This window comes from Nocardia sp. NPDC004718 (genome assembly GCF_053601535.1).
Window position 1 is genome coordinate 162,267 of sequence record NZ_JBSGCA010000006.1, and the last position, 24,566, is coordinate 186,832.

At 69.7% G+C, this 24,566-nt stretch carries 20 protein-coding genes, 1 pseudogene and 1 riboswitch; of the genes and pseudogenes, 8 read left to right on the plus strand and 13 right to left on the minus strand.

Annotated elements, in window-relative coordinates:
* Positions 1 to 31: 31 nt before the first annotated feature.
* Positions 32 to 778: a DivIVA domain-containing protein gene (locus tag ACWEH3_RS07205; protein WP_450019495.1), complete on the minus strand. Its 747-nt coding sequence runs from the start codon at positions 776 to 778 to the stop codon at positions 32 to 34.
* 381 nt (positions 779 to 1,159) lie between these two features.
* Here ACWEH3_RS07205 and ACWEH3_RS07210 point away from each other — a divergent pair, with 381 nt between their 5' ends.
* Complete coding sequence (locus tag ACWEH3_RS07210) at positions 1,160 to 1,678, plus strand: GtrA family protein (RefSeq protein WP_450019461.1); 519 nt, start codon at positions 1,160 to 1,162, stop codon at positions 1,676 to 1,678.
* A 21-nt stretch (positions 1,679 to 1,699) separates the two neighbouring features.
* Here ACWEH3_RS07210 and coaD read toward each other — a convergent pair whose 3' ends face one another.
* The 3 genes from coaD to ACWEH3_RS07225 are packed head-to-tail and all read right to left on the minus strand — an operon-like array spanning position 1,700 to position 6,203.
* Positions 1,700 to 2,185, minus strand: coding sequence for a pantetheine-phosphate adenylyltransferase (coaD, locus tag ACWEH3_RS07215; RefSeq protein ID WP_452358284.1), 486 nt, complete (start codon positions 2,183 to 2,185; stop codon positions 1,700 to 1,702).
* Positions 2,186 to 2,238: 53 nt separating this feature from the next.
* Positions 2,239 to 2,802: a 16S rRNA (guanine(966)-N(2))-methyltransferase RsmD gene (gene rsmD, locus ACWEH3_RS07220; protein ID WP_450019465.1), complete on the minus strand. Its 564-nt coding sequence runs from the start codon at positions 2,800 to 2,802 to the stop codon at positions 2,239 to 2,241.
* Positions 2,799 to 6,203 carry a pyruvate carboxylase gene (locus ACWEH3_RS07225; RefSeq protein ID WP_450019467.1) on the minus strand — a complete coding sequence of 1,135 codons (3,405 nt, stop codon included), beginning with the start codon at positions 6,201 to 6,203 and terminating at the stop codon, positions 2,799 to 2,801. Before ACWEH3_RS07225 ends, rsmD begins: the two co-directional genes overlap by 4 nt.
* Positions 6,204 to 6,745: 542 nt before the next feature.
* Positions 6,746 to 6,975, plus strand: a riboswitch (cobalamin riboswitch).
* A 150-nt stretch (positions 6,976 to 7,125) separates the two neighbouring features.
* Here ACWEH3_RS07225 and metE point away from each other — a divergent pair.
* Both metE and ACWEH3_RS07235 read left to right on the plus strand, forming a co-directional pair.
* On the plus strand, positions 7,126 to 9,393 hold the full coding sequence (metE, locus tag ACWEH3_RS07230; protein ID WP_450019469.1) for a 5-methyltetrahydropteroyltriglutamate--homocysteine S-methyltransferase: 2,268 nt from the start codon (positions 7,126 to 7,128) through the stop codon (positions 9,391 to 9,393).
* Positions 9,394 to 9,752: 359 nt separating this feature from the next.
* Positions 9,753 to 9,992, plus strand: coding sequence for a hypothetical protein (locus ACWEH3_RS07235; protein WP_450019471.1), 240 nt, complete (start codon positions 9,753 to 9,755; stop codon positions 9,990 to 9,992).
* A 5-nt stretch (positions 9,993 to 9,997) separates the two neighbouring features.
* Here the strand turns inward: ACWEH3_RS07235 and ACWEH3_RS07240 are convergent.
* Positions 9,998 to 10,374 (minus strand): annotated as a pseudogene (locus ACWEH3_RS07240) (nuclear transport factor 2 family protein).
* Between the two features lie 275 nt (positions 10,375 to 10,649).
* Between ACWEH3_RS07240 and ACWEH3_RS07245 the strand changes: the two are divergent.
* Positions 10,650 to 12,071, plus strand: a complete 1,422-nt coding sequence (locus ACWEH3_RS07245; RefSeq protein WP_450019473.1) for a short-chain fatty acyl-CoA regulator family protein — start codon at positions 10,650 to 10,652, stop codon at positions 12,069 to 12,071.
* 235 nt (positions 12,072 to 12,306) lie between these two features.
* Here ACWEH3_RS07245 and recG read toward each other — a convergent pair whose 3' ends face one another.
* Entirely contained in the window at positions 12,307 to 14,589 is a 2,283-nt protein-coding gene (recG, locus tag ACWEH3_RS07250) for an ATP-dependent DNA helicase RecG (protein WP_450019475.1), read from the minus strand.
* A gap of 2 nt (positions 14,590 to 14,591) precedes the next feature.
* On the minus strand, positions 14,592 to 16,334 hold the full coding sequence (locus tag ACWEH3_RS07255; RefSeq protein ID WP_452358287.1) for a DAK2 domain-containing protein: 1,743 nt from the start codon (positions 16,332 to 16,334) through the stop codon (positions 14,592 to 14,594).
* A 329-nt stretch (positions 16,335 to 16,663) separates the two neighbouring features.
* Here ACWEH3_RS07255 and rpmB point away from each other — a divergent pair, with 329 nt between their 5' ends.
* The 3 genes from rpmB to ACWEH3_RS07270 all read left to right on the plus strand — a co-directional run bounded on the left by rpmB (position 16,664) and on the right by ACWEH3_RS07270 (position 18,350).
* Complete coding sequence (gene rpmB / locus ACWEH3_RS07260; RefSeq protein ID WP_039799620.1) at positions 16,664 to 16,855, plus strand: 50S ribosomal protein L28; 192 nt, start codon at positions 16,664 to 16,666, stop codon at positions 16,853 to 16,855.
* Positions 16,856 to 16,952: 97 nt separating this feature from the next.
* Positions 16,953 to 17,483 (plus strand): N-acetyltransferase family protein, encoded by a 531-nt coding sequence (locus tag ACWEH3_RS07265; protein WP_452358285.1) that lies wholly within the window; start codon positions 16,953 to 16,955, stop codon positions 17,481 to 17,483.
* A 78-nt stretch (positions 17,484 to 17,561) separates the two neighbouring features.
* Complete coding sequence (locus ACWEH3_RS07270) at positions 17,562 to 18,350, plus strand: enoyl-CoA hydratase/isomerase family protein (protein WP_450024981.1); 789 nt, start codon at positions 17,562 to 17,564, stop codon at positions 18,348 to 18,350.
* Between the two features lies 1 nt (position 18,351).
* Here the strand turns inward: ACWEH3_RS07270 and ACWEH3_RS07275 are convergent, their stop codons facing one another.
* The 4 genes from ACWEH3_RS07275 to thiL are packed head-to-tail and all read right to left on the minus strand — an operon-like array spanning position 18,352 to position 21,417.
* On the minus strand, positions 18,352 to 19,215 hold the full coding sequence (locus ACWEH3_RS07275; RefSeq protein ID WP_450024979.1) for an alpha/beta fold hydrolase: 864 nt from the start codon (positions 19,213 to 19,215) through the stop codon (positions 18,352 to 18,354).
* 59 nt (positions 19,216 to 19,274) lie between these two features.
* On the minus strand, positions 19,275 to 19,514 hold the full coding sequence (locus tag ACWEH3_RS07280; RefSeq protein WP_450024977.1) for a hypothetical protein: 240 nt from the start codon (positions 19,512 to 19,514) through the stop codon (positions 19,275 to 19,277).
* 50 nt (positions 19,515 to 19,564) lie between these two features.
* The gene (locus ACWEH3_RS07285) at positions 19,565 to 20,248 is read right to left on the minus strand and encodes a uracil-DNA glycosylase (protein ID WP_355070973.1); all 684 of its coding nucleotides are present in this window, start codon (positions 20,246 to 20,248) and stop codon (positions 19,565 to 19,567) included.
* A gap of 11 nt (positions 20,249 to 20,259) precedes the next feature.
* Entirely contained in the window at positions 20,260 to 21,417 is a 1,158-nt protein-coding gene (thiL, locus tag ACWEH3_RS07290; RefSeq protein ID WP_450024975.1) for a thiamine-phosphate kinase, read from the minus strand.
* Between the two features lie 212 nt (positions 21,418 to 21,629).
* On the opposite strand from thiL, the gene ACWEH3_RS07295 reads away from it, so the two are divergent.
* Entirely contained in the window at positions 21,630 to 22,337 is a 708-nt protein-coding gene (locus tag ACWEH3_RS07295; RefSeq protein WP_450024985.1) for a DUF3515 domain-containing protein, read from the plus strand.
* Positions 22,338 to 22,389: 52 nt separating this feature from the next.
* Here the strand turns inward: ACWEH3_RS07295 and ACWEH3_RS07300 are convergent, their stop codons facing one another.
* A complete protein-coding gene (locus ACWEH3_RS07300; protein ID WP_450024973.1) occupies positions 22,390 to 23,493 on the minus strand; it encodes a D-alanine--D-alanine ligase family protein in 1,104 nt (367 codons plus the stop codon).
* A gap of 77 nt (positions 23,494 to 23,570) precedes the next feature.
* Positions 23,571 to 24,566, minus strand: coding sequence for an NAD(P)H-dependent glycerol-3-phosphate dehydrogenase (locus ACWEH3_RS07305; protein WP_450024971.1), 996 nt, complete (start codon positions 24,564 to 24,566; stop codon positions 23,571 to 23,573).

A 24,566-nucleotide genomic window follows, 5' to 3' on the forward strand; every position in this document is an offset into this window, starting at 1 on the left:
GCCCAAACGCGGCCCATCGCGCTCGGGCCCGCTACCTGCGGAATTCCGTGGCGTAGTCGGGTGCACCCGCCCCGCTGCGCAGTTGATGACGCCCCCGCCCGACCGTGCGCAGCGTGCTGGTCAGCGTCTCCTCGAAATCGGCGAGCCGGGAGTCGACATAGTGGTCGCATTCCTCGCGCAGGCGATCCGCCTCGGCGTGCGCGGCGTCGATCACCCTGGCCGATTCCGCGTGCGCCGCCCGCACCACCTCGGTCTGCGTGACCAGCCGCTCCTGCTCGGCGAGCCCGTCGGCGACGGAGCGGTCGTAGGCGGCCTTGCCCGCATCGATCATCCGCTCCGACTCGACCCGCGCCCGGCCGGTCACCGCCTCGTATTCGGCGTTGCCGTCGGCCACCACCCGGTCGGCCGCCTCCTGAGCGGAGGCCACCAGGTGATCGGCGTGCGCGCTCGCCTCGGCGACCATCCGATCGGCATGCGCCTTGGCGTCGGCGAGGATGCGGTCGGCTTCCTCGCGCGCCGCGCCGATGGTGCGCTCGGCCTGCTCGTTCGCCCCGGTCACGGCGGTCTCGGCCGCGGTCCTGGCATCGGAGACGATCTTGTCGCGATGGTCGAGCACGTCCTGGGCGTCGTCGAGTTCGCCGGGCAGCGCGTCGCGGACGTCGTCGAGTAATTCCAGCACGTCGCCGCGCGGCACGATGCAACTGCGGGTCGGGGGGATGCCGCGCGCCTCTTCGACGATGGCGACCAGTTCATCGAGCGCTTCGAAAACGCGATACATGCTCACTACCCTCCTGCGGACTCACGGCGAAATCTCCGCCGACGCCCAGTGTGCCCCTCGTCACGGCTCGTGCCGAGTCCCTTTCCGGTGTGTCGTGCCAGTGTCTCGCACGCCACAAAATCAAGTGGAGATCTCCTCTCCGCTTCGTGTTACATTTTCTTGGAAGGTCGACCAAGATCTTCAGCACCTACCGCGTTCCCCGGATCGCGGACAAGGAAGCCGGAGGTAAGGACAACCCGCCGTCGAATGTTGACAGGCGCCGACACGTCAGCGATTGCCGAATATGCGCTACGAACGGAACCTGCCAAGAGTCGACGGGGGAAGCACGCGAGCACTCTCGCCGTTGTCCCTGCCGAGGGCTTGTGTTCGATCGGAAAGACGATGACCCTACTGGAACTGCCGCGACCCGGAGGAGTGAGCGCCACCAGCTTCTTCGTGCCGTGGGTCGGCCCCTATCCGGCACTGCCGAGGACCTCCGTGGCGACCGGGTTCGGTCGGCTCACCCGGTACCTGCGCGGCGATCGCGCCTTCGCCCAGCTGATCCGTTTCGCGCTGGTCGGCGGCTCCAGCAATATCGCGTACGTCCTGTTGTTCTTCGCCATGCACGGCGTCGGACCGCTGATCGCCAACGTCGCCGGCTCGATCGTGAGCACCGTGATCGCCAACGAGCTGCACCGTCAGCTCACCTTCCACGCCGCGGAACGGGTCGGCTGGTTCACCGCGCAATGGGAAGGCGGCGGGCTCGCGTTGGTCGGACTCGGCGTCACCACAGCGGGGCTGGCCGCCCTGGGTCTGTGGGCTCCCGGACTCGGGGACACCGCCCAGGCCGTCGCGATCCTGGCGATCACCGCCGCGGTCGGCGGGATGCGTTTCCTGGCCCTACGCGGTTTGGTGTTCTAGGCGGATTCGCGGTTGCGTTTGTCAGCTTTTGCGTTCGGCCAGGCGGTCGAGGAGGCGCTTGTGTACCGAGGGGGGCAGCATGTCGGCGACGTCGCCGCCGTAGGCGGCGACCTCCTTGACCAGTGAGCTGGACAGGAAGCTGAACGACGGGTTGGTGGCTATGAAAAAGGTGTCCACGCCGGAGAGCTTCTTGTTCATCTGCGCCATCTGCAGTTCATAGCCGAAGTCGCCCGCGTCGCGCAGACCCTTCACGATGGCGGTGATGCCCTGCTCGCGGGCGAAGTCCACCAGCAGCCCCTGCCACGACTCCACCCGGACGTTGCCCAGGTGCGCGGTCGACTCGCGCAGCATCTCGATGCGCTCGTCGACGGTGAACATGCCCTGCTTCTTCGGGTTGATCATGACGGTGATGACGACCTCGTCGAACTGGGCCGCCGCCCGGGTGAAGACGTCGAGGTGTCCGTAGGTCACGGGGTCGAACGACCCGGGGCACAGTGCTCCTGCCATGAGGCGACGCTAGCAGGACGCACGCGGCCGGGCACGAGTGGCCGCACGCGCGCCTATTCGTCCGGATCGAACTCCGCCAGCTCGATGCGGGTTTCGCCGTACCGGCGCGACTTGGCCGGGACGAAGCCTGCGGGCCAGGCGATTTCGGGCGAACGCGCCGAACGCTCCAGCACGACCACCGCCCCTGGACGCAGCCAACCGCGCTCGGCCAGCGCGCTCAGGTCGGCCAGCACCGCGGCGTTGTCCACCGCGTACGGCGGGTCCGAGAAAACCACGTCGAAGCCGCCCGCCCCGCCCAGTTGCAGCACACTGGCCACCGTCGCGACCCGCAATTCGGCGCCGGGCAGCCCGAGGTCGGCGATATTGCCGCGAACCACGGCCGCCGCCTTCCGGTCGGATTCGACGAGCAACGCGTGCTCGGCGCCGCGCGACAGCGCCTCCAGCCCGAGCGCGCCGGAACCCGCGTACAAGTCGAGGACGCGCGCGCCCGCGAAGTCCAACCGGGCGTCCAACGCGCTGAACAGCGCCTCCCGGACGCGATCGGAGGTCGGGCGGGTGCCGGACGGCGGCACCCGGAGACGCCGCCCGCCCGCCGCGCCCGCGACGATCCTCGTCATCCGGCGGACGACTCCCGCACCGCCAGTTCGATGAGCAGGTCACCGCCTTCGACCTGCTGCACGGAGCCGATGGCGACGCGGCCGACGATGCCCGCGCGTGGCGCGGTGATCGCGGCTTCCATCTTCATGGCCTCGATGGTGCCGATGGTGTCGCCCGCCGCGACCGAATCGCCTTCGGATACCGCGAGAGTGACGACACCGGCGAACGGCGCCGCGACGTGGCCCGGGTTGGCCTTATCGGCTTTCTCCGCCGCGGGGATCTCGCTGGCGATCGACCGGTCACGCACCGAGACCGGCCGCAGCTGCCCGTTGAGGATGCACATCACCGTGCGCATACCGCGCTCGTCGGGCTCGGAGATCGCTTCCAGACCGATGAGCAGGGTAACGCCCTTCTCCAACTGCACCCGGTGTTCCTCGCCGCGGCGCAGCCCGTAGAAGAACTGGTTGGCCGACAACCCGGAGGTATCGCCGTACTTCTCCCGGTGGGCGAGGAATTCGGCGGTGGGGCCGGGGAACAGCAACCGGTTCAACGTCGCCCGCCGCTCCTCGGAGCTGCCGGACAGGCCCTTCTCGTCCGCGGGCGTCAACGGTGTCTCGGGCTTGGCCGCGCCGCGCCCGGCCAGAGCCTTGGTGCGGAACGGTTCGGGCCAGCCGCCCGCGGGTGTGCCGAGTTCCCCGCGCAGGAAACCGATCACCGAATCCGGGATGTCGTAGCGGCCCGGGTCGGAGGCGAAATCCTCGACCTCGACACCGGTGCCGACCAGCGCCAGCGCCAGGTCACCGACGACCTTCGAGGACGGGGTGACCTTCACCAAGCGGCCGAGCAGCCGGTCGGCGGCGGCGTATTTCGCCTCCACCTCCTCGAACCTGTCGCCCAACCCGAGCGCGATGGCCTGCTGACGCAGGTTCGACAACTGCCCGCCGGGGATCTCATGGGTGTAGACGCGACCGGTGGGTGCGGGCAGCCCGGACTCGAACGGCGCGTACACCTTCCGCAGCGCCTCCCAGTACGGTTCCAGGTCGCACACGTTCTGCAGGTTCAACCCGGTGTCGTACTCGCTGTGCGCCGCCGCGGCGACGATCGCCGAGAGCGCGGGCTGGCTGGTGGTGCCCGCCATCGCGGCGCTCGCCCCGTCCACGGCGTCGGCGCCGGCCTGCCACGCGGCAAGATAAGTGGCCAGCTGCCCGCCCGGGGTGTCGTGGGTGTGCACGTGCACCGGCAGATCGAAATTGCTGCGCAACGCGGTGACCAGCGTGGTCGCGGCCGGGGCGCGCAGCAGACCCGCCATGTCCTTGATCGCGAGCACGTGCGCGCCCGCGTCGACGATCTGCTCGGCCAGCTTGAGGTAGTAGTCCAGGGTGTAGAGCGACTCGTCCGGATTCGACAGATCCCCGGTGTAGCTGATCGCGACCTCCGCGATCGCGGTGCCGGTCTCGCGGACCGCATCGATGGCCGGACGCATCTGGTCGACATTGTTGAGCGCGTCGAAGATACGGAAGATGTCGATACCCGTGGCGGTCGCCTCCGAGACGAACGCGCGGGTCACCGCCTCCGGATACGGGGTGTAGCCGACGGTGTTGCGGCCGCGCAGCAGCATCTGCAAGCAGATGTTCGGGATCGCCTCACGCAACGCCGCCAGCCGCTCCCACGGGTCCTCGTACAGGAACCGCAGCCCCACGTCGTAGGTCGCTCCGCCCCACGCCTCGATCGACAGCAACTCCGGAGTCAATCGCGCCACATGCCCCGCCACGCCCAGCAGACCGTTGGTGCGCACCCGGGTGGCCAGCAGCGATTGGTGCGCGTCGCGGAAGGTGGTGTCGGTGACGCCGACCGCCTTCTGCTCACGCAACGCCCGCGCGAAACCCTCCGGACCCAGCCGCAGCAGCCGCTGCCGCGAGCCGTCCGGCGGCGGCACGCTCAGATCGATCGCGGGCAACTTGTCGTGCGGGTACACCGTGGTCGGCCGATCGCCGTGCGGCTTGTTCACCGTGATGTCGGCCAGGTAGTCGAGGATCTTGGTGCCGCGGTCCGCGGACCGGCGCAAGGTCAGCAGCTGCGGACGCTCGTCGATGAACGAGGTGGTGACCCGGCCCGCCCTGAAGTCCGGATCGTCCAGCACCGCCAGCAGGAAGGGAATGTTCGTGGCGACGCCGCGAATCCGGAACTCGGCCAGCGCCCGGCTCGCCCGCGCCACCGCCGTACCGAAGTCACGGCCCCGGCAGGTGAGCTTGACCAGCATGGAGTCGAAGTAGGCGCCGATCTCGGCGCCCAGGTTCGCGCCGCCGTCCAGGCGGATGCCCGCGCCGCCCGGTGTGCGGTAGGCGGTGATCCGGCCGGTGTCGGGACGGAATCCGTTGGCCGGGTCCTCGGTGGTGATCCGGCATTGCAAGGCCGCTCCCCGGATGGTCACGGCGTCCTGGCTGAGACCGAGTTGCTCGAGCGTCTCCCCCGCCGCGATGCGCAGCTGCGACTGCACCAGGTCCACGTCGGTGATCTCCTCGGTCACCGTGTGCTCCACCTGGATGCGCGGGTTCATCTCGATGAAGACGTGGTTGCCGCGCTCATCGAGCAGGAACTCGACGGTGCCCGCGCACGAATAGCCGATCTGCCGGGCGAAGGCGACCGCGTCTGCGCAGATCCGTTCTCGCAGTGCGGGGTCCAGATTGGGCGCGGGCGCCAGCTCGATCACCTTCTGGTGGCGGCGCTGCACCGAGCAGTCCCGCTCGAACAGGTGCATCACGTTCCCGTGCTGATCAGCCAGGATCTGCACCTCGATGTGGCGGGGGTTCACCACCGCCTGTTCCAGGAACACCGTCGGGTCGCCGAACGCCGACTCCGCCTCCCGCGACGCCGCCTCGATCGACTCGCGCAGCTGTTCGGGCGCGGCGACCCGGCGCATCCCGCGCCCGCCGCCGCCGGCCACCGCCTTCACGAAGATGGGGTATTCCAGCTCCCGTGCCGCGGCCAGCAACTCCTCCACGTCCGACGACGGTGCGCTCGAACGCAACACCGGCAGCCCGGCAGCCTTGGCCGCCTCGATCGCCCGCGCCTTGTTACCCGCCAGTTCGAGCACCTCGGCCGACGGCCCGATGAAGGTGATGCCCTCGCGGGCGCACGCCGCCGCCAGATCCGGGTTCTCCGACAAGAACCCGTATCCCGGGTAGATCGCGTCCGCGCCCGCCGACTTGGCCGCCTCGATGATCGCCTCGATCGACAGGTAGGCCCGCACCGGATGGCCGGGCTCGCCGATCTGGTACGACTCCGCCGCCTTCAACCGATGGACCGAATTACGGTCCTCGTAGGGGAACACGGCGACCGTCCCGATGCCGAGTTCGTAGGCCGCACGGAAGGCGCGGATGGCGATCTCGCCACGGTTGGCAACCAAGACTTTCGAGAACATTGACCCAAGGTACCCGGCCGCGTGAACCGCACCGACACGGAATCCCCCTTCGCAAACCTTTTCACAAGACCGACTAGCACCGTTGCGAAGTTGCGTTCACAGCGCCGACACATGGGCGGTGCGACAGCAACCGGTGTGCTGTCCCGAGGCCGGGGTTCGTTTCGGGAGTCCAGCGGCGGAAGCCGCCGAGCAGCAGCCCCGGTGGCCGGGCCCGGCATCGAGCCGCGCTCGCCTGGCACGAGTTCGCGACCTCGGACCAGGCGAACCACGCATACGACGAGTTCGGAAAGGTGAATCCCGGGTGACCCGGCGGTCTGGTAGCCGGTCGAGAGCAGATCCGGGTCCACATGGGCGGCCCGGCCGATAGCCGGAACGGAAGGCAGGTGCGGAATCGGTACGCGATGAGCAGTGCGGGCAAATGCCGGTGTGAGATGCCTCGCGGTGTGCTCGCTCGGCCGCGTCCTATGCTGAGTGGGCAGCTGGTTCACCGCAGCACGACGAGATGGAGCCCCGACGTCGCGCCGCGGAGTCGAGCCCGCCCGTACGGCGACGTCACGGCGGGTGAGAGGGAACCCGGTGGGAATCCGGGACTGTCCCGCAGCGGTATGCAGGAACGACCGCCGTCACCAGGCACTGAGTTCAGCGATCCGGAAGGTTCGGCGACTTGGGAAGCGACGGCCAGTAGGTCGGCCATCGGGAGCACTCCGGCGTATGCCGGCCCGCACGGCCGGTGCCCGCGAGTCCGAAGACCTGCCAGCCGTGCCGGGTACGCCGTACCCGGCGGCCACCGCCTCGTGGACTGGGCGTGCGGATCACCAGCTGACGTGTCGGGCTCCTCCGCCGGGAACATCACCGGCATGTCACCGGGTTCTCCGCCTGCCCGTATGGCGATGGCTTTCGTCCTCAGCAATGGAGATACATCGTGACTGTTGCACAGCAAACGCCGTTCACCGCGACGGTTCTCGGGCTTCCACGAGTGGGGCCGCGTCGCGAACTGAAGCGGGCCACCGAAGCCTATTGGGCGGGCAAGATCGACGCCGACCAATTGCAGGCCGTTGCGCGCGACCTCCGGCACGCCCAATTCGCCGAACTACGGGCCGCGGGCCTGGACTCCGTTCCGGTCGGCACGTTCTCCTACTACGACCAGATGCTCGACACCGCCGAGTTGCTGGGCGCACTGCCGCCCCGGGTCGCCGGGATCGCGGACCCGCTGGACCGGTATTTCGCCGCCGCGCGCGGCACCGACACGGTCGAGCCCTTGGAGATGACCAAGTGGTTCGACACCAACTACCACTACTTGGTGCCGGAAATCGGGCCGGAGACCGCCTTCTCGCTGCACCCGGAGAAGCTGCTCGCGCAACTGCGGGAAGCACTCGAGCTGGGCGTGCCCGCGCGGCCGGTGGTGCTCGGGCCGATCACCTTCCTCAAACTGGCGAAGGCGACCGGCGGCTCGGCGCTAGCCCGGCTGGTCGAGCTGCTGCCGCTGTATCGGGAACTGCTGCGCAGGCTCGCCCTCGCCGGCGCCGGATGGGTGCAGATCGACGAGCCGGTGCTGGTCACCGACCTCACGGCGGAGGAAATCGACCTGGTGCGGGTCACCTACGAGGAACTCGCCGACGCCGCCGAGCGCCCGGCGATCCTCGTCGCGACCTACTTCGGGCAACCGGATGCCGCTCTGACGGCGCTGGCGAGCACCGGAATAGAGGGGGTCTCCCTCGATTTCACGGCCGGCGCCGACGTCGCCGCGGTGGCCGCCGTGCCCGCGCTGGCCGGCAAACTGCTCGTCGCGGGGATCGTCGACGGCCGCAATGTGTGGCGCACCGATCTGGACCGCGCCGTGGCCACCCTCGGCACGTTGCTGGGATCCGCTGCGCACGTGGCGGTTTCGAGTTCCTGCTCGCTGCTGCACGTGCCGTACACGCTGGCCGCGGAAACCGGGTTGGACGAGCGGCTGCGGTCCTGGCTGGCATTCGGTGCAGAGAAGGTGGCCGAGGTGCGCCTGCTCGCCACCGGGCTGAGCCAGGGCACGGAGGCGATCGCCGCCGAGTTGGCCGAGGTGCGGGCGGCGCTGGCGTCGCGGTGGTCGGATCCGCGGCTGAACGATCCGCGCGTGCGAGCCGCGCTCGCCGCGCTCGGGCCCGACGCCGACCGCCGCGCGCCTGCCGAACAACGCCGGGAACTGCAACGGGATCGTCTGCGGTTGCCCGCGCTGCCGACTACGACGATCGGTTCCTACCCACAGACCTCGGCCATCCGGCTGGCGCGCGCCGCGCTGCGCAAGGGCGAGATCGATCGGGCGGAGTACGTACGCCGGATGCGCGACGAGATCGCGGACGTCATCGCGCTCCAGGAGGAGCTGGGGTTGGACGTGCTGGTGCACGGCGAGCCGGAACGCAACGACATGGTGCAGTACTTCGCCGAGCAACTCGACGGGTTCGCGGCGACCGAGCAAGGTTGGGTGCAGTCCTACGGGACGCGCTGCGTGCGGCCGCCGATCCTGTTCGGGGACGTCGCGCGGCGGGAGCCGATGACCGTCGAGTGGATCGGCTACGCGCAGTCGCTCACCGACAAGCCGGTGAAGGGCATGCTGACCGGCCCGGTGACCATCCTGGCGTGGTCGTTCGTCCGCGACGACCAGCCGTTGGGCGAGTCCGCCCGCCAGGTGGCGCTGGCGATCCGGGAGGAGACCGTGGATCTGGAGTCGGCGGGCATCCGGATCATCCAGGTCGACGAGCCCGCCTTGCGGGAACTGCTTCCGCTGCGCGCCGCCGATCAGCCCGGGTATCTGGAATGGTCGGTGCGGTCGTTCCGGCTCGCGACCTCCGGGGTGTCCGACGCGACGCAGATCCACACGCATCTGTGCTACTCCGAGTTCGGCGAGGTGATCGACGCGATCGCCGGGCTGGACGCCGATGTCACGTCCATCGAGGCGGCGCGCTCACGCATGGAGGTGCTCGACGATCTCAACGCGGCGGGATTCGACCTCGGCGTCGGCCCCGGCGTGTACGACATCCACTCCCCACGGGTGCCCAGCGTGGACGAGATCACCACATCGCTGCGCGCGGCGTTGAAAGCCGTTCCGGCCGAACGTCTTTGGGTGAATCCCGACTGCGGATTGAAGACCAGGGGACGCACCGAGGTGGAAGCCTCGCTCCGCAACATGGTCGCGGCAGCGGCGGCCGTGCGGTAACCCCACCCGTAGATCGTTGATCCGGTGCCCCCTTCACCTGCCGAAGGGGGCACCGGATCAACCACGGCCTCAGCCGGATTCGGGCTCCGGCCGAGGCGGCTGCCGCCGCCGTAGGGTGTACCGGTCACACGGTTCTTCCCGCCGCGTGACCGGCAACTCCCGCGCCCGCGCCCGCATTCCTCGTCGCCACGCCGTATGACACCCGGAACAACGCTCCATCGGCTACCCCTCCTCACTAGTCGACTACGACACCGTCTTTCCCCTTGCCTACTTTCGACGCAGCGATGCTCGGTTCGGTTCCATACGATACGAAAGTTCACTTCACAAATCCGAATGTCATTGCGCCCATGTAGCTTTCATTGGCAGTCACCGATCTCGACGAAGCTCGGGCGCTACCGGAACGAGCCGTCCTCTCCACGCTCGCACACGCGGGCGGACCGAAGAAGCGGTGCGTGCCCTTCTCCTTGTGCTGGAAGCGCGGGATCGTCGTCGGGCGGAAGACGCGAGCCGAGATCACCGGGTGCACCGATCTCGACCGGCTCGAATCCTGGACGCGCAAGGCCGCCACAGCCGAATCCGAGAACGATCTGTTCGGCTGAGGCCCTTACAGTCCGAAGGCCCGGTTGATGGCGGCCATGTCGAAGTAGTCACGCCACGTGGTGATGGCGCCGTCGGCGACTTCGAAGAAGCCCATGACCGGGAGCGGAGTCTCACGTCCAGCGGAGCGGAGGGTGTCGGTGCGCTCGTTCATCACCACGTTGCCGGAGGCGATCTGGTGGTGGATGTCGAAATCGATGGCGTCGAAGGTGGTCAGGAAACCCGCGATGAAGTCGCGAATAGCGGCGCGGCCGACGATGGGCTCCATCGGAATGTTGTGGTAGACGGCGTCCTCGGCGAAGTACGCGCTGATCCGATCCGATCCGGGTCGGGCTCGGACCAGCTTCGGCACATCGCACGCACGAGCTCGTCGGGATCGGGCATTCGTCTGCTCACTTCCTTGCGCCGGAAAAACGGACCCCTCGATTCAACCAAGCAATTGCTCGGCACGGAAGGGCGCCAGGGACTTCCGCATCGGGTTCGCTCCAGGCCGCGGGCGACGGCGAATTTCGCGCGTTCGCGACGACACGGTGGCAAACCTCTCTTCGCACGCTACGCAGATCGAATACATTGCTGGACACCTCGCAAAAGCACATCTTTATGGGTAATAGCGCGCGTTATTGCGATGATTGCGAATAATCACAGCTACCATCGTGCACGTGCGCAAGATGTATGCGGGCGCCCGGCTTCGGCGGTTGCGTGAAGAGCGGAGGATGACTCAGGCGGCTCTGGCGAAATCGCTGGATCTGTCGCCGAGCTACCTCAATCAGCTCGAGCGCGACCAGCGCCCACTCACCATTCCCGTACTGCTGAAATTGAATTCCACCTTCGACCTGGACGTCCAGTTCTTCGCCGCCGATTCCGACGCGCGGCTCGTATCGGATCTACACGAAGTGCTGGTCGACGCCGCGGGCGGGCACACAGCGCCGCTGACCGAGGTGGAGGAGCTGGCGACCCGCCAACCGGAAGTCGCCAGGATCGTCGTCGCCATGCATCGCCGCCTACGCGCCGCCACCGATCAGCTCGACCTGCTGTCCGCGCGGGTGTCCGCGCCCGCGGGCGCGCCCGGGGTGCCCATGCCCTACGAGGACGTACGCGACTTCTTCTACGACCACCACAATCACATTCCGCAACTCGACATCGCCGCCGAGCAACTGTTCGAGAATTCCGGGCTGACCATCGGCTCGCTCGATCGCCAGATCGCCCGCATCGCCGAGGAACGCGCCGGCGTCACCGTTCTGGTGCGCGGCGACGGCGCCGACCCCACCGTCCCCAAACGCCACTACGACACCGAGACCCGCACGCTCACGCTCGCTCGCCGATTGCGGCCGGGCCAGCGCGCCTTTCAGATCGCCACCACGCTCGGCCTCCTGCTGTACGGGGCCGAGCTGGATGCCGTGCTGGCCGAGAGCCCGTCGCTCAGCGGCGAATCCCGCACGCTGGCGCGGATCGGGCTGGCCAATTACTTCGCTGGCGCGCTGGTGCTGCCCTACAGCCGGTTCCTGCGCTCGGCCGAGGAACTCCGCTACGACATCGACCTGCTCGGCCTGCGTTTCGAGGTCGGGTTCGAGACCGTCTGCCATCGGCTCAGCACCCTGCAACGGCAGGGCCAGCGTGGCGTTCCGTTCTTCTTCGTCCGCACCGACCGGGCGGGCAACATCTCCAAACGTCAGTCCGCCACCGCTTTCCACTTCTCCCGGGTCGGTGGCAGTTGCCCGCTCTGGGTGGTGCACGAGGCCTTCTCCCATCCCGGCCGGATCCTGACCCAAGTGGCCGAGATGCCCGACGGCCGCCGGTATCTATGGATCGCGCGCACCGCGGCGATCGCCCCACACGGGTTCGGCACCGCGGCGAAGAACTTCGCCGTCGGCCTCGGCTGCGATATCGAATACGCCGACCGCTTGGTGTACTCGGCCGGGTTGCAGCTGGACGACCCGGCGGCCTCGGTCCCGATCGGCGCGGGCTGCAAAGTGTGCGAGCGTCCCGCGTGTCCGCAGCGCGCCTTCCCGCACATAGGCAGCCCGTTGGCGGTCGCCGAACACACCAGCACCGACCTGCCCTACCCGCGGCTCGGGCGCTGACGACTCCCCTTCCGGCGAGCTCGTGCGGGTCGGCGCGGCGCGGATCGCCCGGAGTCGCTGCGTCGATCTCGAGCACGACCACCGTGCACGGCGCGCCCGCCGAGGAGATCAGCGCGACCGGGTCGCCGTTCAGCACCGATCTTTTCGGCCGCCCGCCACTGTGCGCGAACGGCGACGTGGCCGCCGCACGTGCGCGCCCGGAGTCCGATGTCTCCCGTCCACACCGCCGGTGCGGTCAAGACTTGGCCAGATACTCCAGCCGCTCGGAGTCCACCGCCGCGTGCATCATCCCCGCCAGCCCGGGATGCCCGCGCAGCCCCGGGTCGGACGCCACCACCGCGCGGGCGAATTCCTGCGCCGCGGTGATCACCTCGAGATCGTCCAGCAGTGACAGCAGGCGCAGCGAGCGGGCGGTGCCGGATTGGGCGGCGCCCAGCACGTCGCCCTCGCGCCGGGTCCGCAGATCGAGCACCGCGAGTTCGAAGCCGTCGGTGGTGGCGGCGACCGCGTCCAGACGCGCCATGGCCGACCCGCCCGGCGCGGCATCCGTGATCAGCAGGCACAAACCGGGGTGCTCGCCCCGCCCGATCCGGCCGCGCAGCTGATGCAATTGGCTGACGCCGAACCGGTCGGCGTCGACGATCACCATCACCGTCGCGTTGGGCACGTCCACGCCGACCTCGACCACGGTGGTGCACACCAGAACGTCCACCGATCCGTCGTTGAACGCCCGCATCACCTGGTCTTTTTCGTCGGCGGGCAGTCTGCCGTGCAGCAAGCCGACCCGCACGCCCGACAGCGGGCCCGCGCGCAGCGTCTCGAACACGTCCAGCACGGCCTGGGTGGTCGGGCCGTCCTTCTCGCCGTCGCCGTTCTTCGCCCGCCCGTTGCGGGATTTGCCCGCGGCCTCCTCGTCGTCGCCGATGCGCGAACACACCACGTACGCCTGGCGTCCGGCGGCGACCTCCTCCACGATCCGCTCCCAGGCGCGATCCACCCAGTTCGGGTGCTGCCTGCGCGGCACCACCCTGGAGACGATCGGCGAGCGGCCTCTCGGCAGTTCGGTCAGCGTGGAGGTCTCCAGATCGCCGAGCGTGGTCATGGCGATGGTGCGCGGAATCGGGGTCGCGGTCATCACCAGCAGATGCGGACTGGCGCCCGCTTTCGCCTTGGCGCGCAGGGCATCCCGCTGCTCGACACCGAAGCGATGCTGCTCGTCGACCACCACCATGCCGAGGTCGAAGAACTCGACGTTGTCCTGGATCAGCGCGTGCGTGCCGATCACGATGCCCGCCTCACCGGTCACCGCTTCCAGCAACGCGGCCTTCTTGGCCGACGCCGACATCGACCCGGTCACCAGCACCACTCGGGTGGCGTGATCGGCCGCGCCCAGCTCGCCCGCGGCGCCCAGGTCACCGAGCATGCCGCGCAGCGACCGATAGTGCTGCGCGGCGAGTATTTCCGTCGGGGCGAGCAGCGCGCACTGCAGTCCCGCGTCCACCACCTGCAGCATGGCGTGCAGGGCGACGATCGTCTTGCCGGAGCCCACCTCGCCTTGCAGCAACCGGTGCATCGGCTGCTCGCGGGCCAGGTCGGCGGAGATCTCCGCGACGACCTGCTGCTGCCCCGCGGTGAGTTCGAACGGAAGTCGCTGCTCGAACGCCGCGGCGATACCGTCCGGCCGGGGAGCACAAGCGCGCGCCCTGCGCCCGGACACCTCGTGCCTGCGCTCGGCAAGGACCAATTGCAAGGCCAGCGCCTCGTCGAAACGCAGCCGGTCCTTGGCTCGATCGATGTCGTCCTTGCGTTCGGGCAGGTGGATCAGGCGCAGCGCGTCGGACAGGTTCGGCAGCGCGCGTTCGGCGCGCACGTCTTCCGGTACGGGATCGTCGAGGGGATCGAGCTGGTCGAGCACCTGACGCACGCAGGCGAGCACGTCCCAGCTCTGCACCTTCGCGGTCGCCGGGTAGACCGGGATGAACTCGCGTTCCATGAACGAGGTGTCCACTCCCCCCGCGCCTTTCGCGCTCTCCGCGAGGCCGCGCAGGTCTCCGCCGCCGCGCACCCTGGTCAGCGCGCCGACCGAGTCGTCATCGCCCTCGGTTTCCGGCAGGATCAAGTAGCCGGGATGGCTGAGGTTCCACTGGCCGGGACGCCAGTAGTTCACCGTGCCCGACATCATCGCGCGCAGCCCTTCGCGGACCACGTACTTCACCTTGTCGCCGTTGAAGAAGGTGACGTCCACGCCGCGCCCGGAGCCGGTGTCGAGCACCACCTTCAGCAGCGAACCGCGGCGGTTGCGCATCGGCCGCAGCTCGGCCTTCGTGATCCGGCCGATGACGGTGATGTGCGAACCGTCTTCCGGCGCTTCCTCGGTGAGCGGCTGCCCCTGCGTCGCGTATCGCAGGGGGTAGTGCCGCAGCAGATCCTCGACGGTCCGCATGTCGAAAGCGTCCGCGAGCGAGTCCGCTGCCTTCGCGCCGAGGATGTGGTCGAGCCGATCACTCAGTGCCGCCATGCCTACTCCACTCCGATCTGCACCGAATCGCCCTGCTGCCCACCGGAATACACGATCACCTCGACGCCGGGAAAGTTCTGCGCGATATGCGCCGCCAGTTCGTCGCCGAGGCCCTCCGGCGCCGCCGCGCCCATCAGCAGGGTGACCAGCTCGCCGCCGAAGGCGAGCAGCCGGTCCAGCAGCGTCCGCCCGGCGGCGCGCACATCGCGCTCGATCACGACGACGTCGTGCCCGGCCAGACCGAGTCCATCGCCCGGTTCGCAGGTGCCGACCATGGTGAGCGCGCGCTCGGTCGCCGCGCGCAGCGACCCCCAGCGCGTGGTGGCGGCCGCCTCGGACATGGCGAAAGCGTCGTCCACCGCGATCCGCCCGCGGTCGTGCACGGCCAAGGCCGCCAGTCCCTGCACCATCGACCCGCTCGGCAACAGCAGCACGTCCCGGTGAGCGTCACGCGCGGCGACACCGACGGCGACCAACTCATGCGCCGGCAGCGCGCCGTTGGGCAGCACCAGTACCTCTCGGTTCGGCATACGCCGGATCGCGGCCAGCAGAGCGGCCGCGGTGACGGGCTCGCCTGCCAGCACCACGGCGCCCGCGTCCTCGAACAGTGTCGCCGCGCCCGCACCCGCGACCACCGCCAGAATCCCGCGATCGGCCGGAGCTACGCTCGGGCCGAGCGCACCGCCCACCACCTGGGTCGAATCGGCGGGCGGAGCCGATCCCGCGATGCCTTCGACTCGGGCGGGCCCGGTTCGGGACGCATCGCCATCGGACAGTTCGCCAGGATTCGCGCGCGCGGCGCGATCAGCCGCGCCGAGGCCGCTCGACACGTCGGATTTGCCCCCGTGCGAAGCGAAAGCGACGTTCTCGACGCGGATCCGGCTGAGCATGCCCGCGGCCACGCCCGCTTCCACCGCCGCACCAGCATCGGCGCAGTGCACGTGCGCCGACCAGGATCCGCTTCCGTCGCCGACGACGACGACCGAGTCGCCGAGTTCACCGAGGCGGGCGCGCAACGCGGCCACTTTCCGCTCGTCGGAGTCGGCCAGCAAATACATCACCTCGTACTGCGGTTCGGCCTCGCGGGCGGGCGCCGAACGGTCGGCCGCCGCGGGCCGCGGGTACTCCGGCCGCGCCGGCGCCTCGCCTCGGGTCACGGCGACCAGGCTGTCCAGCAGCACGACCAACCCTCGGGCTCCCGCGTCGACGACACCGGCCCGACGCAGCACGCCCAATTGGAACGGGGTGTCGCCGAGCGCTTTGGCCGCGCCGTCGGCCGCCGCGAGTGCCACATCCGCCAATTCCTGGTCGGGGCATGCCGCGGCCGCCGCGGTCGCGCAGTCCAGCACGGTGAGGATCGTCCCTTCGATCGGCACGCTCAGTGCCTCGCGAACCAGTTCGGAGGCCCTGGCCAGCGCGGCGCGCAGGCTGTCGGCCGTGAACGGACCGCCGTGCACCGTGTCCGCGACGCCGCGCAGTACCTGGGACAGGATGATCCCGGAATTGCCGCGGGCGCCGACCGTCGCGCCGTGCGCCATCGCGACGGCGACGGCGCGGGCGGCGCTCCCGTCCGACCGCGCGGCCGCCTCCCCCGCCTCCACCGCGGCACGCATCGTGGCCAGCAGATTGGTGCCGGTATCCGCGTCCGGGACAGGGAACACATTGAGCGCGTTGATCTCCTCGCGCCGATGCTCCAGGCCGGCGAGACAGGTACGGCCCCAGCGCAACAATGCCGTGCCGTCCATCACATCTCGCGCTTCGGAAACCGTCACCTCACTCCCTTCCGCCACCTGCGCACCACCACCGCCCGCCAGGTTAGCGGGCGGTCCCGACAGGCGACCGGTAAGACCGCGTCATTAGAATGGATATGCCCGGCGACCGATCCGGCACTCGTTCACGGGGACCGGTTTGGTGGATCGAAGGCAGCACAGCTACCCTTGCAGGGTTGCCTCGCGCGGCCGTCACCGGTCTGCGCTGGTCGGCTCTCCGCCGACAGGGCACTTGACATTGCACGAGGATGCGCCGCACCGCGAAAGCGGCGGTCCCCACCATTGACATGAAGGAGTTCGCGACTATGGCTGCCGTCTGCGACGTCTGCGCCAAGGGCCCCGGCTTCGGGAAGTCGGTCTCGCACTCGCACCGGCGCACCAACCGTCGTTGGAACCCGAACATCCAGACCGTTCGCGCGCAGGTCGCCCCGGGCAACACCCGCCGGATGAACGTGTGCACCTCTTGCCTGAAGGCGGGCAAGGTCGCCCGCGGCTGATCCGCCCTCCGGCTGACCGGCATCGTCGGTACACGCCCCGGCACCCGTATCGGGTGGTCCGGGGCGTTGTCGTGAGTGCGGGCCGCGCATGGCCGCCGTGACCGAGCGTCCGTGGCGGGTCCAGCCGCTGACCGCCGAGTACGTCTACAGCCTCGCCGAATGCCACATCGCCTGCTGGCGCGAGGCGTACCGGGGGCTGGTGCCCGCACACGTACTCGACGCCTTCGATATCGGACGACGGGCCGAGCAGTGGGAGCGCGACCGGCTGCGCTATCCGGGCCACACGCACGTCGCGATCGTCGATGACGTGGTGATCGGATTCTCCAGCGCGGGCCCGCCCGACTACCCCGACGCGGTGACCCCGATCGAACTGCACGCGCTCTACGCGCGTTCCTCCTGGCACGGCAGCGGGGTCGCCGACGACCTGATCCGCGCCGCGCTCGATCCGGCCGCTCCGTGCTCGCTGTGGGTGTTCGAGCAGAATGCGCGCGCCCGGGCGTTCTACCGACGGCATGGGTTCGTGCTCGACGGCACGCGCAAGGTCGAACCGTTCACCGCCGCGATCGAGGTGCGCATGGTGCGCACGCCGACGACGCACGCCGAGTCGGTGTCGGACGACGGTCCCTAGAGGTACTTCCGTCCTCGCTCCGGTTGCACGCGGACTACCGGGGGATTGTGTTCGGCCGCGCCCGTTAAGGTGCAGATCATGACCACCAGCGAGCAGACCGGCTACGTGACGACCGTCGACGGCGTCCTCCAGATCACCATCGCGACCTCCGCCAACGGCACGTCCATGGACTTCGCCGGCATCAACGCGGGCACCGCCGCACTGGGTTCGCTCGGGTCCGAGGTGGGCGCGGTGCTGCTGCGCGGCACCGGCGCGAACTTCTGCGCGGGCGGCGACGTGCGCGGCTTCGCCGCGGCGCAGGACCGCTCCGCGCACATCCACGGTCTGGCCACCGATCTGCACGAGTTCGTCCGCGCGCTGGACGCGACCACGGTGCCGGTGGTCGCCGCGGTGCAGGGCTGGGCTGCGGGCGCGGGCATGAGCCTGGTCTGCCTGGCCGACATAGCCCTCGGCGGGCCCGGCACCAAACTGCGCCCGGCCTATCCCGGCATCGGACTGAGCCCCGACGGGGGCATGTCCTGGACGCTGCCGCGCATCGTGGGGCAGGGGCGGGCGCGCGAAATCCTGCTCACCGACGCCGTCCTCGACGCCGACGAGGCAGTGCGCCTCGGCGTACTGAGCAGGCTGGTTCCCGACGGCGAGATCGCCGAGGAGGCGCAGCGCCTCGCGCGCACCCTGGCCACGGGACCGCGTTCTACCCACGCGAGCATCAAATCGCTGTTGCGGCAGTCGGGCACCGCGACGCTGAGCGATCAGCTCGACAGCGAGCGCGACGGGATCGCCGCTGCCGCGGGCTCCGCCGCCGGGCGCGAGGGCGTCGACGCGTTCGTGGCGAAGCGCAAACCCGACTACGCCGGACTCGCCTGAATCACTCCCGGGTGGAGAGCACGAATTTCGCCACCGCGTCGGTGAACGAGTCGTTGTCGTCACCGGCCGCGGTGTGCGCCGCGCCGCCGATCTCCACCAGCTGGGCGTGTGGCACCAGCCGCTGGAACGCTTCGGCTCCTTCGGCGCTCACCACGTCCGAGCGCATGCCGCGCACCAGCAGCACCGGGATGCGCAGCGCCCGCGCCGCGTCCTCCATCGGCTCGATCATCGCGGACGGGTCCTCGACCCGATCACTGAGCATGTCCGGATCCCAGTGCCAGTACCAGCGGCCGTCGCGCTCACGCAGATTGCGCAGCAGTCCCTCGGGGCTCTTCGGCCGCGGGCGGTGCGGCAGGTATTCGGCGACCGCGTCGGCGGCCTGTTCGAGGCTGTCGAAGCCGTCGCGATGCCTGCCGAGGAAGTCGATCACCCGGGCGACGCCTTCCGGCTCGGGCCGGCTCACGATGTCGACGAGCACCAAGGCGCTGATCGCCTCCCCACCGGGCCGCGCGGTGGCGAGCAGACCGGTGATTCCCCCCATGCTGGCCCCGACGACCACCGCGGGCTCGCCCAGCTGTTCGAGCACAAGCAGCAGGTCGTCCACCATGGTCTGGCGCCGATAGTCGCGATCCGGCGCCCACTCGCTGTCGCCGTGGCCGCGGGCGTCCACCGTGACCACCCGCATTCCCGACGCGCCGAGCCGGGCGCCGGTCTTCTTCCACGAATGGCGGGTTTGCCCGCCACCGTGCAGGAAGACGACGAGCGGGCCGTCGACCGGGCCGAACTGATCGGCGGCCAGCTCGATTCCGCCCGAACCGCGCAGCCGAAGCCGGGACGGTTCGAGAAGATAGTTCGCATTACTCACGATCCGTAGGATCGCACAAACGCCGGGACGCGCTGGCGCGAACCCGGCGTTTCGAGGGTTCAGCAGCCGAGATTGCCCACAAAGAACAGGCACGCGACCTTGGCGTTCACCGACGCGGAGATGGTGGACGAGCCGCTGGAGGTGTATTCCTCGGCTACCGGAGCCGTCGTGGACTCCGTGGCGGGCTCGAGTCGCAGCGGAGCCGCACTCGCGACGGCTGCGCCGCTGCTGAGAGCGGCACAGAAGGCCAGGGTCGCGGTGGTGCCGCGCAGCGCCCCGCGGACGGTGTTGTTGTGCATGGAACAGCTCCTCACTCGTTAACTCGGTCGATCACACACAGACGCCCGACTCAGGGCAGGCGCCAGTCAACCGGTTCGGCCCCCAGTTCGTCGAGTAGTTCGTTCACTCGCGAGAAGGGGCGGGAACCGAAGAACCCACGAGACGCCGACAGCGGCGACGGATGCGCGGACTCGATGTAGGGCACCTCGGACTCGGTCAGCAACGGCTTGAGCGTCGCCGCGTCGCGGCCCCACAGGATCGCGACCAACGGCTCGTCCCTGGCGACCAAGGCGCGGATCGCCTGCTCGGTGACCGCCTCCCACCCCTTGCCGCGGTGCGAGGCAGGCTTGCCGGGCGACACGGTGAGCACTCGGTTCAACATCAGCACACCCTGGTCCGACCACGGGCTCAGATCGCCACAGGACGGCGTCGGGTGACCGAGATCCTTGCTGTATTCGGCGAAGATATTGGCCAGGCTGCGCGGGATCGGCGAAACATCCGGCGCCACGGAGAAACTCAGCCCCATCGGGTGACCGGGCGTCGGATACGGATCCTGGCCGACGACCAGCACGCGCACCGCGTCGAACGGACGCTGGAAGGCTCGCAGAACGTTGTCACCGGACGGTAGGTAGCCACGGCCTTCCGCGTTCTCGGCACGAAGGAAATCGCCCATGGCGGTAATCCGATCCGCCACCGGCTCGAGTGCCTTCGCCCATCCCGGATCCATGATTTCCGACAGTGGTTTCGCGCCCATGACCGCACAACTTAGCGTGGTCGGCCGTCGGATGACGAGTCCGCCCCACGGAACGATTCCCACCCGCCGTCGCCGGTCCGCGCCACACCGTCGACGGTAAGCCCGCGACCGGCCAGAACCCGCCCGATCGCGACCCATCCAGGCGGAAGCGCACCGTCCGGCGCCCAGGTGCCCGCGAAGGCATGGTCCTCTCCGCCGGTCAGGATCCATTGCGCCGCATCGGCATCCAGCCGGGCGGCGATCGGTTCCAGCGCGGGGTCGCGCAGGGCCGCCGAATCCAGATCGATGGCCACGCCCGAGGCCGACGCGATATGCCCCAGATCCGCGAGCAGTCCGTCGGACACGTCGGTCAGCGCGTGCAGGCCGATGGCGGGCGCTCCGGTTCCGAAGTCCTCGTCGAGCGTGACCGGTCCGGACGACTCGGTAGCCGAGGTCCCGAAGGAGCCAGGCGCTCCCGAAGCGAGGCGTGCCGTCGCGGGATCTCCGGCAGTTAGCTCTGATGTGGTATCGGTTCGGGACGAGACGGGCTGCGCCTGAGACGGATTCGATCCTCCGCGCCGCAGCGCGTCCAACACGAGCGCGTACGGCGGCTGCGGAACACGATGCGCGGCAAGCGCTTCCGCGACCTCCGGTCCGGTCGCTCCGGCGGTGAAGGCGGCCAGCCCCGCGGCCGACCAGCCGAGGCGGCCCGCCACCGCGACGACATCGCCCACGCGGGCACCCGCCCGGGTGACCGGCGCGCCGCGGCCCGGATCACCGAAGGCGGTGACGGAGACGACCAGTTCGCGGCTGCGAACCAGATCGCCGCCCGCGATGGACGCGCCCGCCCTGGCGGCCTCGGCCCACATGCCGTCCGCGAGTCCGTCGATCACCTCGAGCGGGGTGTCGGCCGGGCAGCCGAGCGCGACGACGAACGCGGTCGGCGTCGCCCCCATGGCGACCACGTCGGCGGCGTTCTGCGCGATCGCCTTGCGGCCGACGTCCTCGGGGCTGGACCAGTCCAGCCGGAAGTGCCGGTCCTGCACGAGCATGTCGGTGGTCACCACGAAACGGCCGTCCGGCGCCGCGACCAGCGCCGCGTCGTCACCCGGGCCGAGCAGCACACCCGGCGCCTGGACGCGACCCGCGTTGATGCGCTCGATCAGCGCGAACTCGCCCAGTTCACGCACTGTCCTCGGGGCACTGCTGGCGCTGATGACCGATCCTTTCCGGCGCGCTGCTTGCTGGAATGAGCCCGACGGTACCCTTTCGGGGGCACTCGAGTACCAACGGCCCTGCGGCGCGGCAGCGACGACGCGCGTAGAAGAAAGGATCGGTGAGCATGGCGGCGGATTCGTCGGACCGTGATTCGGCGGAGCCCGAGCACGAACGCACCGATGCCATGGATCCCGGGAGCGCCCCGAAGGAGCCCGCGGCGACGGACAATGCGGCCGATCGCCCACGAGCCGCCGACTCGGACGCGCGGACCACTCCTTCCCGGTCGAAGAGCGAGGACAGCGCGAAAGCGGATATCGATACCGGCGAGCCGGACAGCCGCCCCGCGTCGTCCCCGGCACACCAGTACCCGCCCGCGCTCATCGCGACCGCCGTGGCGCTTCCGGTCGTGCTGGTCGTCGCGGTGCTCGTCGCCGCCGTACTCGCGCACCGCGCGCCCGTCGAGCGCGAACCGCTGGTGCTCGGCCCTGTCCCGGCTCCGGCTGCGGAGGGCCCCGCCTGCGCCGCCCTGCTGCCCGCCTTGCCCGCGGACCTGGGTGATTTCACGAAATCGACCCTGGTCGAGCCCGCTCCACCCGCCACCCGCGCATGGCAGCGCGCCGACGGCGGCGACGCGATCGTGCTGCGCTGCGGGCTGGATCGTCCGCTGGAATTCAACCGCGCCTCGCCGCTGCAGATCGTGAACGGCGTGCAGTGGTTCGAGGTCCGCGACCAGGCCGCCAAGGCGAGCACGTGGTTCGCCGTGGACCGTGGGACCTACGTCGCCCTCACCGTCCCCGACGGCTCCGGTCCGACACCGCTGCAAGAAGTCTCCGACACCATCACCGCCAACCTCCCGGCCCAGCCGATCGACCCGGGACCGCTGCCCAACTGACTCCGAGTAGTCGCGCGCCGATGACCTGGGGCGCACCTGACGACGGCAGGCCCTAACGCAACCCGGTACCGCGAACGAGCGCGGTCTCGATGAGCGTGGAGACGAGTGCGGCATAGTCGATGCCGGTGGCCTCCCACATGCGCGGATACATGGAGATCGCGGTGAATCCCGGCATCGTGTTGATCTCGTTGATCACCGGCCCCTGCTCGGTGACGAAGAAATCGACCCGCGCCAGTCCCTGGCAGTCGAGAGCCCGGAAGGCGCGCACGGCCAATTCCCGGATCTGGTCGGACACCTCGTCGTCCAGTTTCGCGGGAACGTCGAATTCGCAGACGTCGTCGAGGTACTTCGTATCGAAGTCATAGAAGGCGGGTCCGTCGACGGTGACGCCGGTCTCCGGCATCCGGATCTCCGCCACCACGCTCGCCGCGACCCGGCCGTCCGGGTATTCCAGGACCCCGCATTCCACCTCGCGCCCGACGATGCCCGCTTCGACGATCACCTTCGGATCGTGCGCGCGCGCCGCGGCGATGGCCGCGTCCAGCTCGTTCCAGTCGGTGACCCGGGTGATGCCGATCGACGAGCCGCCGCGGGCCGGTTTGACGAACACGGGCAGGCCCAGGCGCAGCCGGTCTTCCTCGGTGACCGTCTCGGCGCCGGGCCGCAACACCACCTGCGTGCCGATCGGCAGCCCCTCCGCCGCGAGCAGTTTCTTGGTGAATTCCTTGTCCATGCCCGCGGCGCTGGCCAGCACGCCGGGGCCGACGTAGGGAATTCCGGCGAGTTCCAGCATCCCTTGCAAGGTGCCGTCCTCGCCGAACGGTCCGTGCAGGATCGGGAACACCACATCGACCGAGCCGAGCGCCGCGCCGGGATCGTCGAGCGCGATCAGCGCCCCGGGGCGGCTCGGGTCCGCGGCCAGGGTCAATGCCGTGCCGGTGGCGTCCACCGACGGCAGTGCGCGATCGTGGATGCCGAGCGCGGCCACCTCCGAACCGCCGAGCACCCAGCGGCCTTCCGTGGTGATGCCGATCGGCACGACCTCGTACTTCTCCTGATCCAGGTGACGAAGCACGCTACCGGCCGATACGCAGGACACGGCGTGCTCGTTACTGCGCCCGCCGAACACCACAGCCACCCTGATCCGGTTCGTCATGCCCCGAACCGTACCCGTTTCGATGCGCACCCCCACCGCTGACCGTCCCGGACACTCCCGCCCGGGGCGGAGCGGGCTCACTCGGGCTTCATCCGCCGCCCGAGCAGGTTGCCGACGGCTTCGCGCACGGAGAGCCCTTCGTGACAGACCTGATGTACCGCGGTGGTCAGCGGCATCTCGACGCCGTGCCGCTCGGCCAGCGCGCGCACCGATGTGCAGGACTTCACACCCTCGGCGACCTGGCCATGAGTGGCCGACTGGGCGGCCTCCATGGATCCGCCCGCGCCGAGCACGTGCCCGAACGACCGGTTGCGCGACAACGGGGAGGTACAGGTGGCGACCAGGTCTCCGACGCCGGCCAGACCCGCGAGCGTCACCGGCTCCGCGCCGAGGGCCACCCCGAGCCGGATGATCTCGGCGAGACCCCGGGTGATCAGGCTGGCGATCGAGTTGTCGCCGAGCCCCATTCCCGACGCGATGCCGCAGGCGAGCGCGATGACGTTCTTGCACGCGCCGCCGATCTCGCAGCCGACCACGTCGGTGTTGGTGTAGGGACGGAAGTATCCGGTCGCGCAGGCGTGCTGCACCGCCACCGCGCGATCGTTGTCCGAGCAGGCGACCACGGTCGCGGCGGGCTGGCCCACCGCGATCTCGCGCGCCAGGTTCGGTCCGGACAGCACCGCGATCCGGCTCGGATCGGCCCCGGTGACCTCCTCGATCACCTGGCTCATCCGCAGCAGCGTCCCGGTCTCGATGCCTTTGGCCAGACTCAGCAGCGTGGCGTCGCCCGGGATCAACCCCTTCCACTCCGCGAGGTTGGCCCGCAGCGACTGCGACGGCACCGCCAGCACGACGATGTCCGCTCCGTCCAGCGCCACCGCCGGGTCGTGGGTGGCCGCGACCGGTGGCAGCGGAATATCCGACAGGTAATCGGGATTGCGATGTTCGGAGGCCAGCGTCGCGGCGACCTCGGGCCGCCGGGCCCAGATCGTGACCTCGGTTCCCGCTTCCGCCAACACCTTCGCGAACGCGGTGCCCCACGATCCCGCGCCCAGCACTGCCGCCCTCGTCAT

Coding starts and splice junctions, on each gene's coding strand:
- ACWEH3_RS07205 (WP_450019495.1), bottom strand. CDS start 778: ATGTATCGCGTTTTCGAAGCGCTCGATGAACTGGTCGCCATCGTCGAA.
- ACWEH3_RS07210 (WP_450019461.1), top strand. CDS start 1,160: ATGACCCTACTGGAACTGCCGCGACCCGGAGGAGTGAGCGCCACCAGC.
- coaD (WP_452358284.1), bottom strand. CDS start 2,185: ATGGCAGGAGCACTGTGCCCCGGGTCGTTCGACCCCGTGACCTACGGA.
- rsmD (WP_450019465.1), bottom strand. CDS start 2,802: ATGACGAGGATCGTCGCGGGCGCGGCGGGCGGGCGGCGTCTCCGGGTG.
- ACWEH3_RS07225 (WP_450019467.1), bottom strand. CDS start 6,203: ATGTTCTCGAAAGTCTTGGTTGCCAACCGTGGCGAGATCGCCATCCGC.
- recG (WP_450019475.1), bottom strand. CDS start 14,589: ATGGCGGCACTGAGTGATCGGCTCGACCACATCCTCGGCGCGAAGGCA.
- ACWEH3_RS07255 (WP_452358287.1), bottom strand. CDS start 16,334: ATGGACGGCACGGCATTGTTGCGCTGGGGCCGTACCTGTCTCGCCGGC.
- rpmB (WP_039799620.1), top strand. CDS start 16,664: ATGGCTGCCGTCTGCGACGTCTGCGCCAAGGGCCCCGGCTTCGGGAAG.
- ACWEH3_RS07270 (WP_450024981.1), top strand. CDS start 17,562: ATGACCACCAGCGAGCAGACCGGCTACGTGACGACCGTCGACGGCGTC.
- ACWEH3_RS07280 (WP_450024977.1), bottom strand. CDS start 19,514: ATGCACAACAACACCGTCCGCGGGGCGCTGCGCGGCACCACCGCGACC.
- ACWEH3_RS07285 (WP_355070973.1), bottom strand. CDS start 20,248: ATGGGCGCGAAACCACTGTCGGAAATCATGGATCCGGGATGGGCGAAG.
- ACWEH3_RS07295 (WP_450024985.1), top strand. CDS start 21,630: ATGGATCCCGGGAGCGCCCCGAAGGAGCCCGCGGCGACGGACAATGCG.
- ACWEH3_RS07300 (WP_450024973.1), bottom strand. CDS start 23,493: ATGACGAACCGGATCAGGGTGGCTGTGGTGTTCGGCGGGCGCAGTAAC.
- ACWEH3_RS07305 (WP_450024971.1), bottom strand. CDS start 24,566: ATGACGAGGGCGGCAGTGCTGGGCGCGGGATCGTGGGGCACCGCGTTC.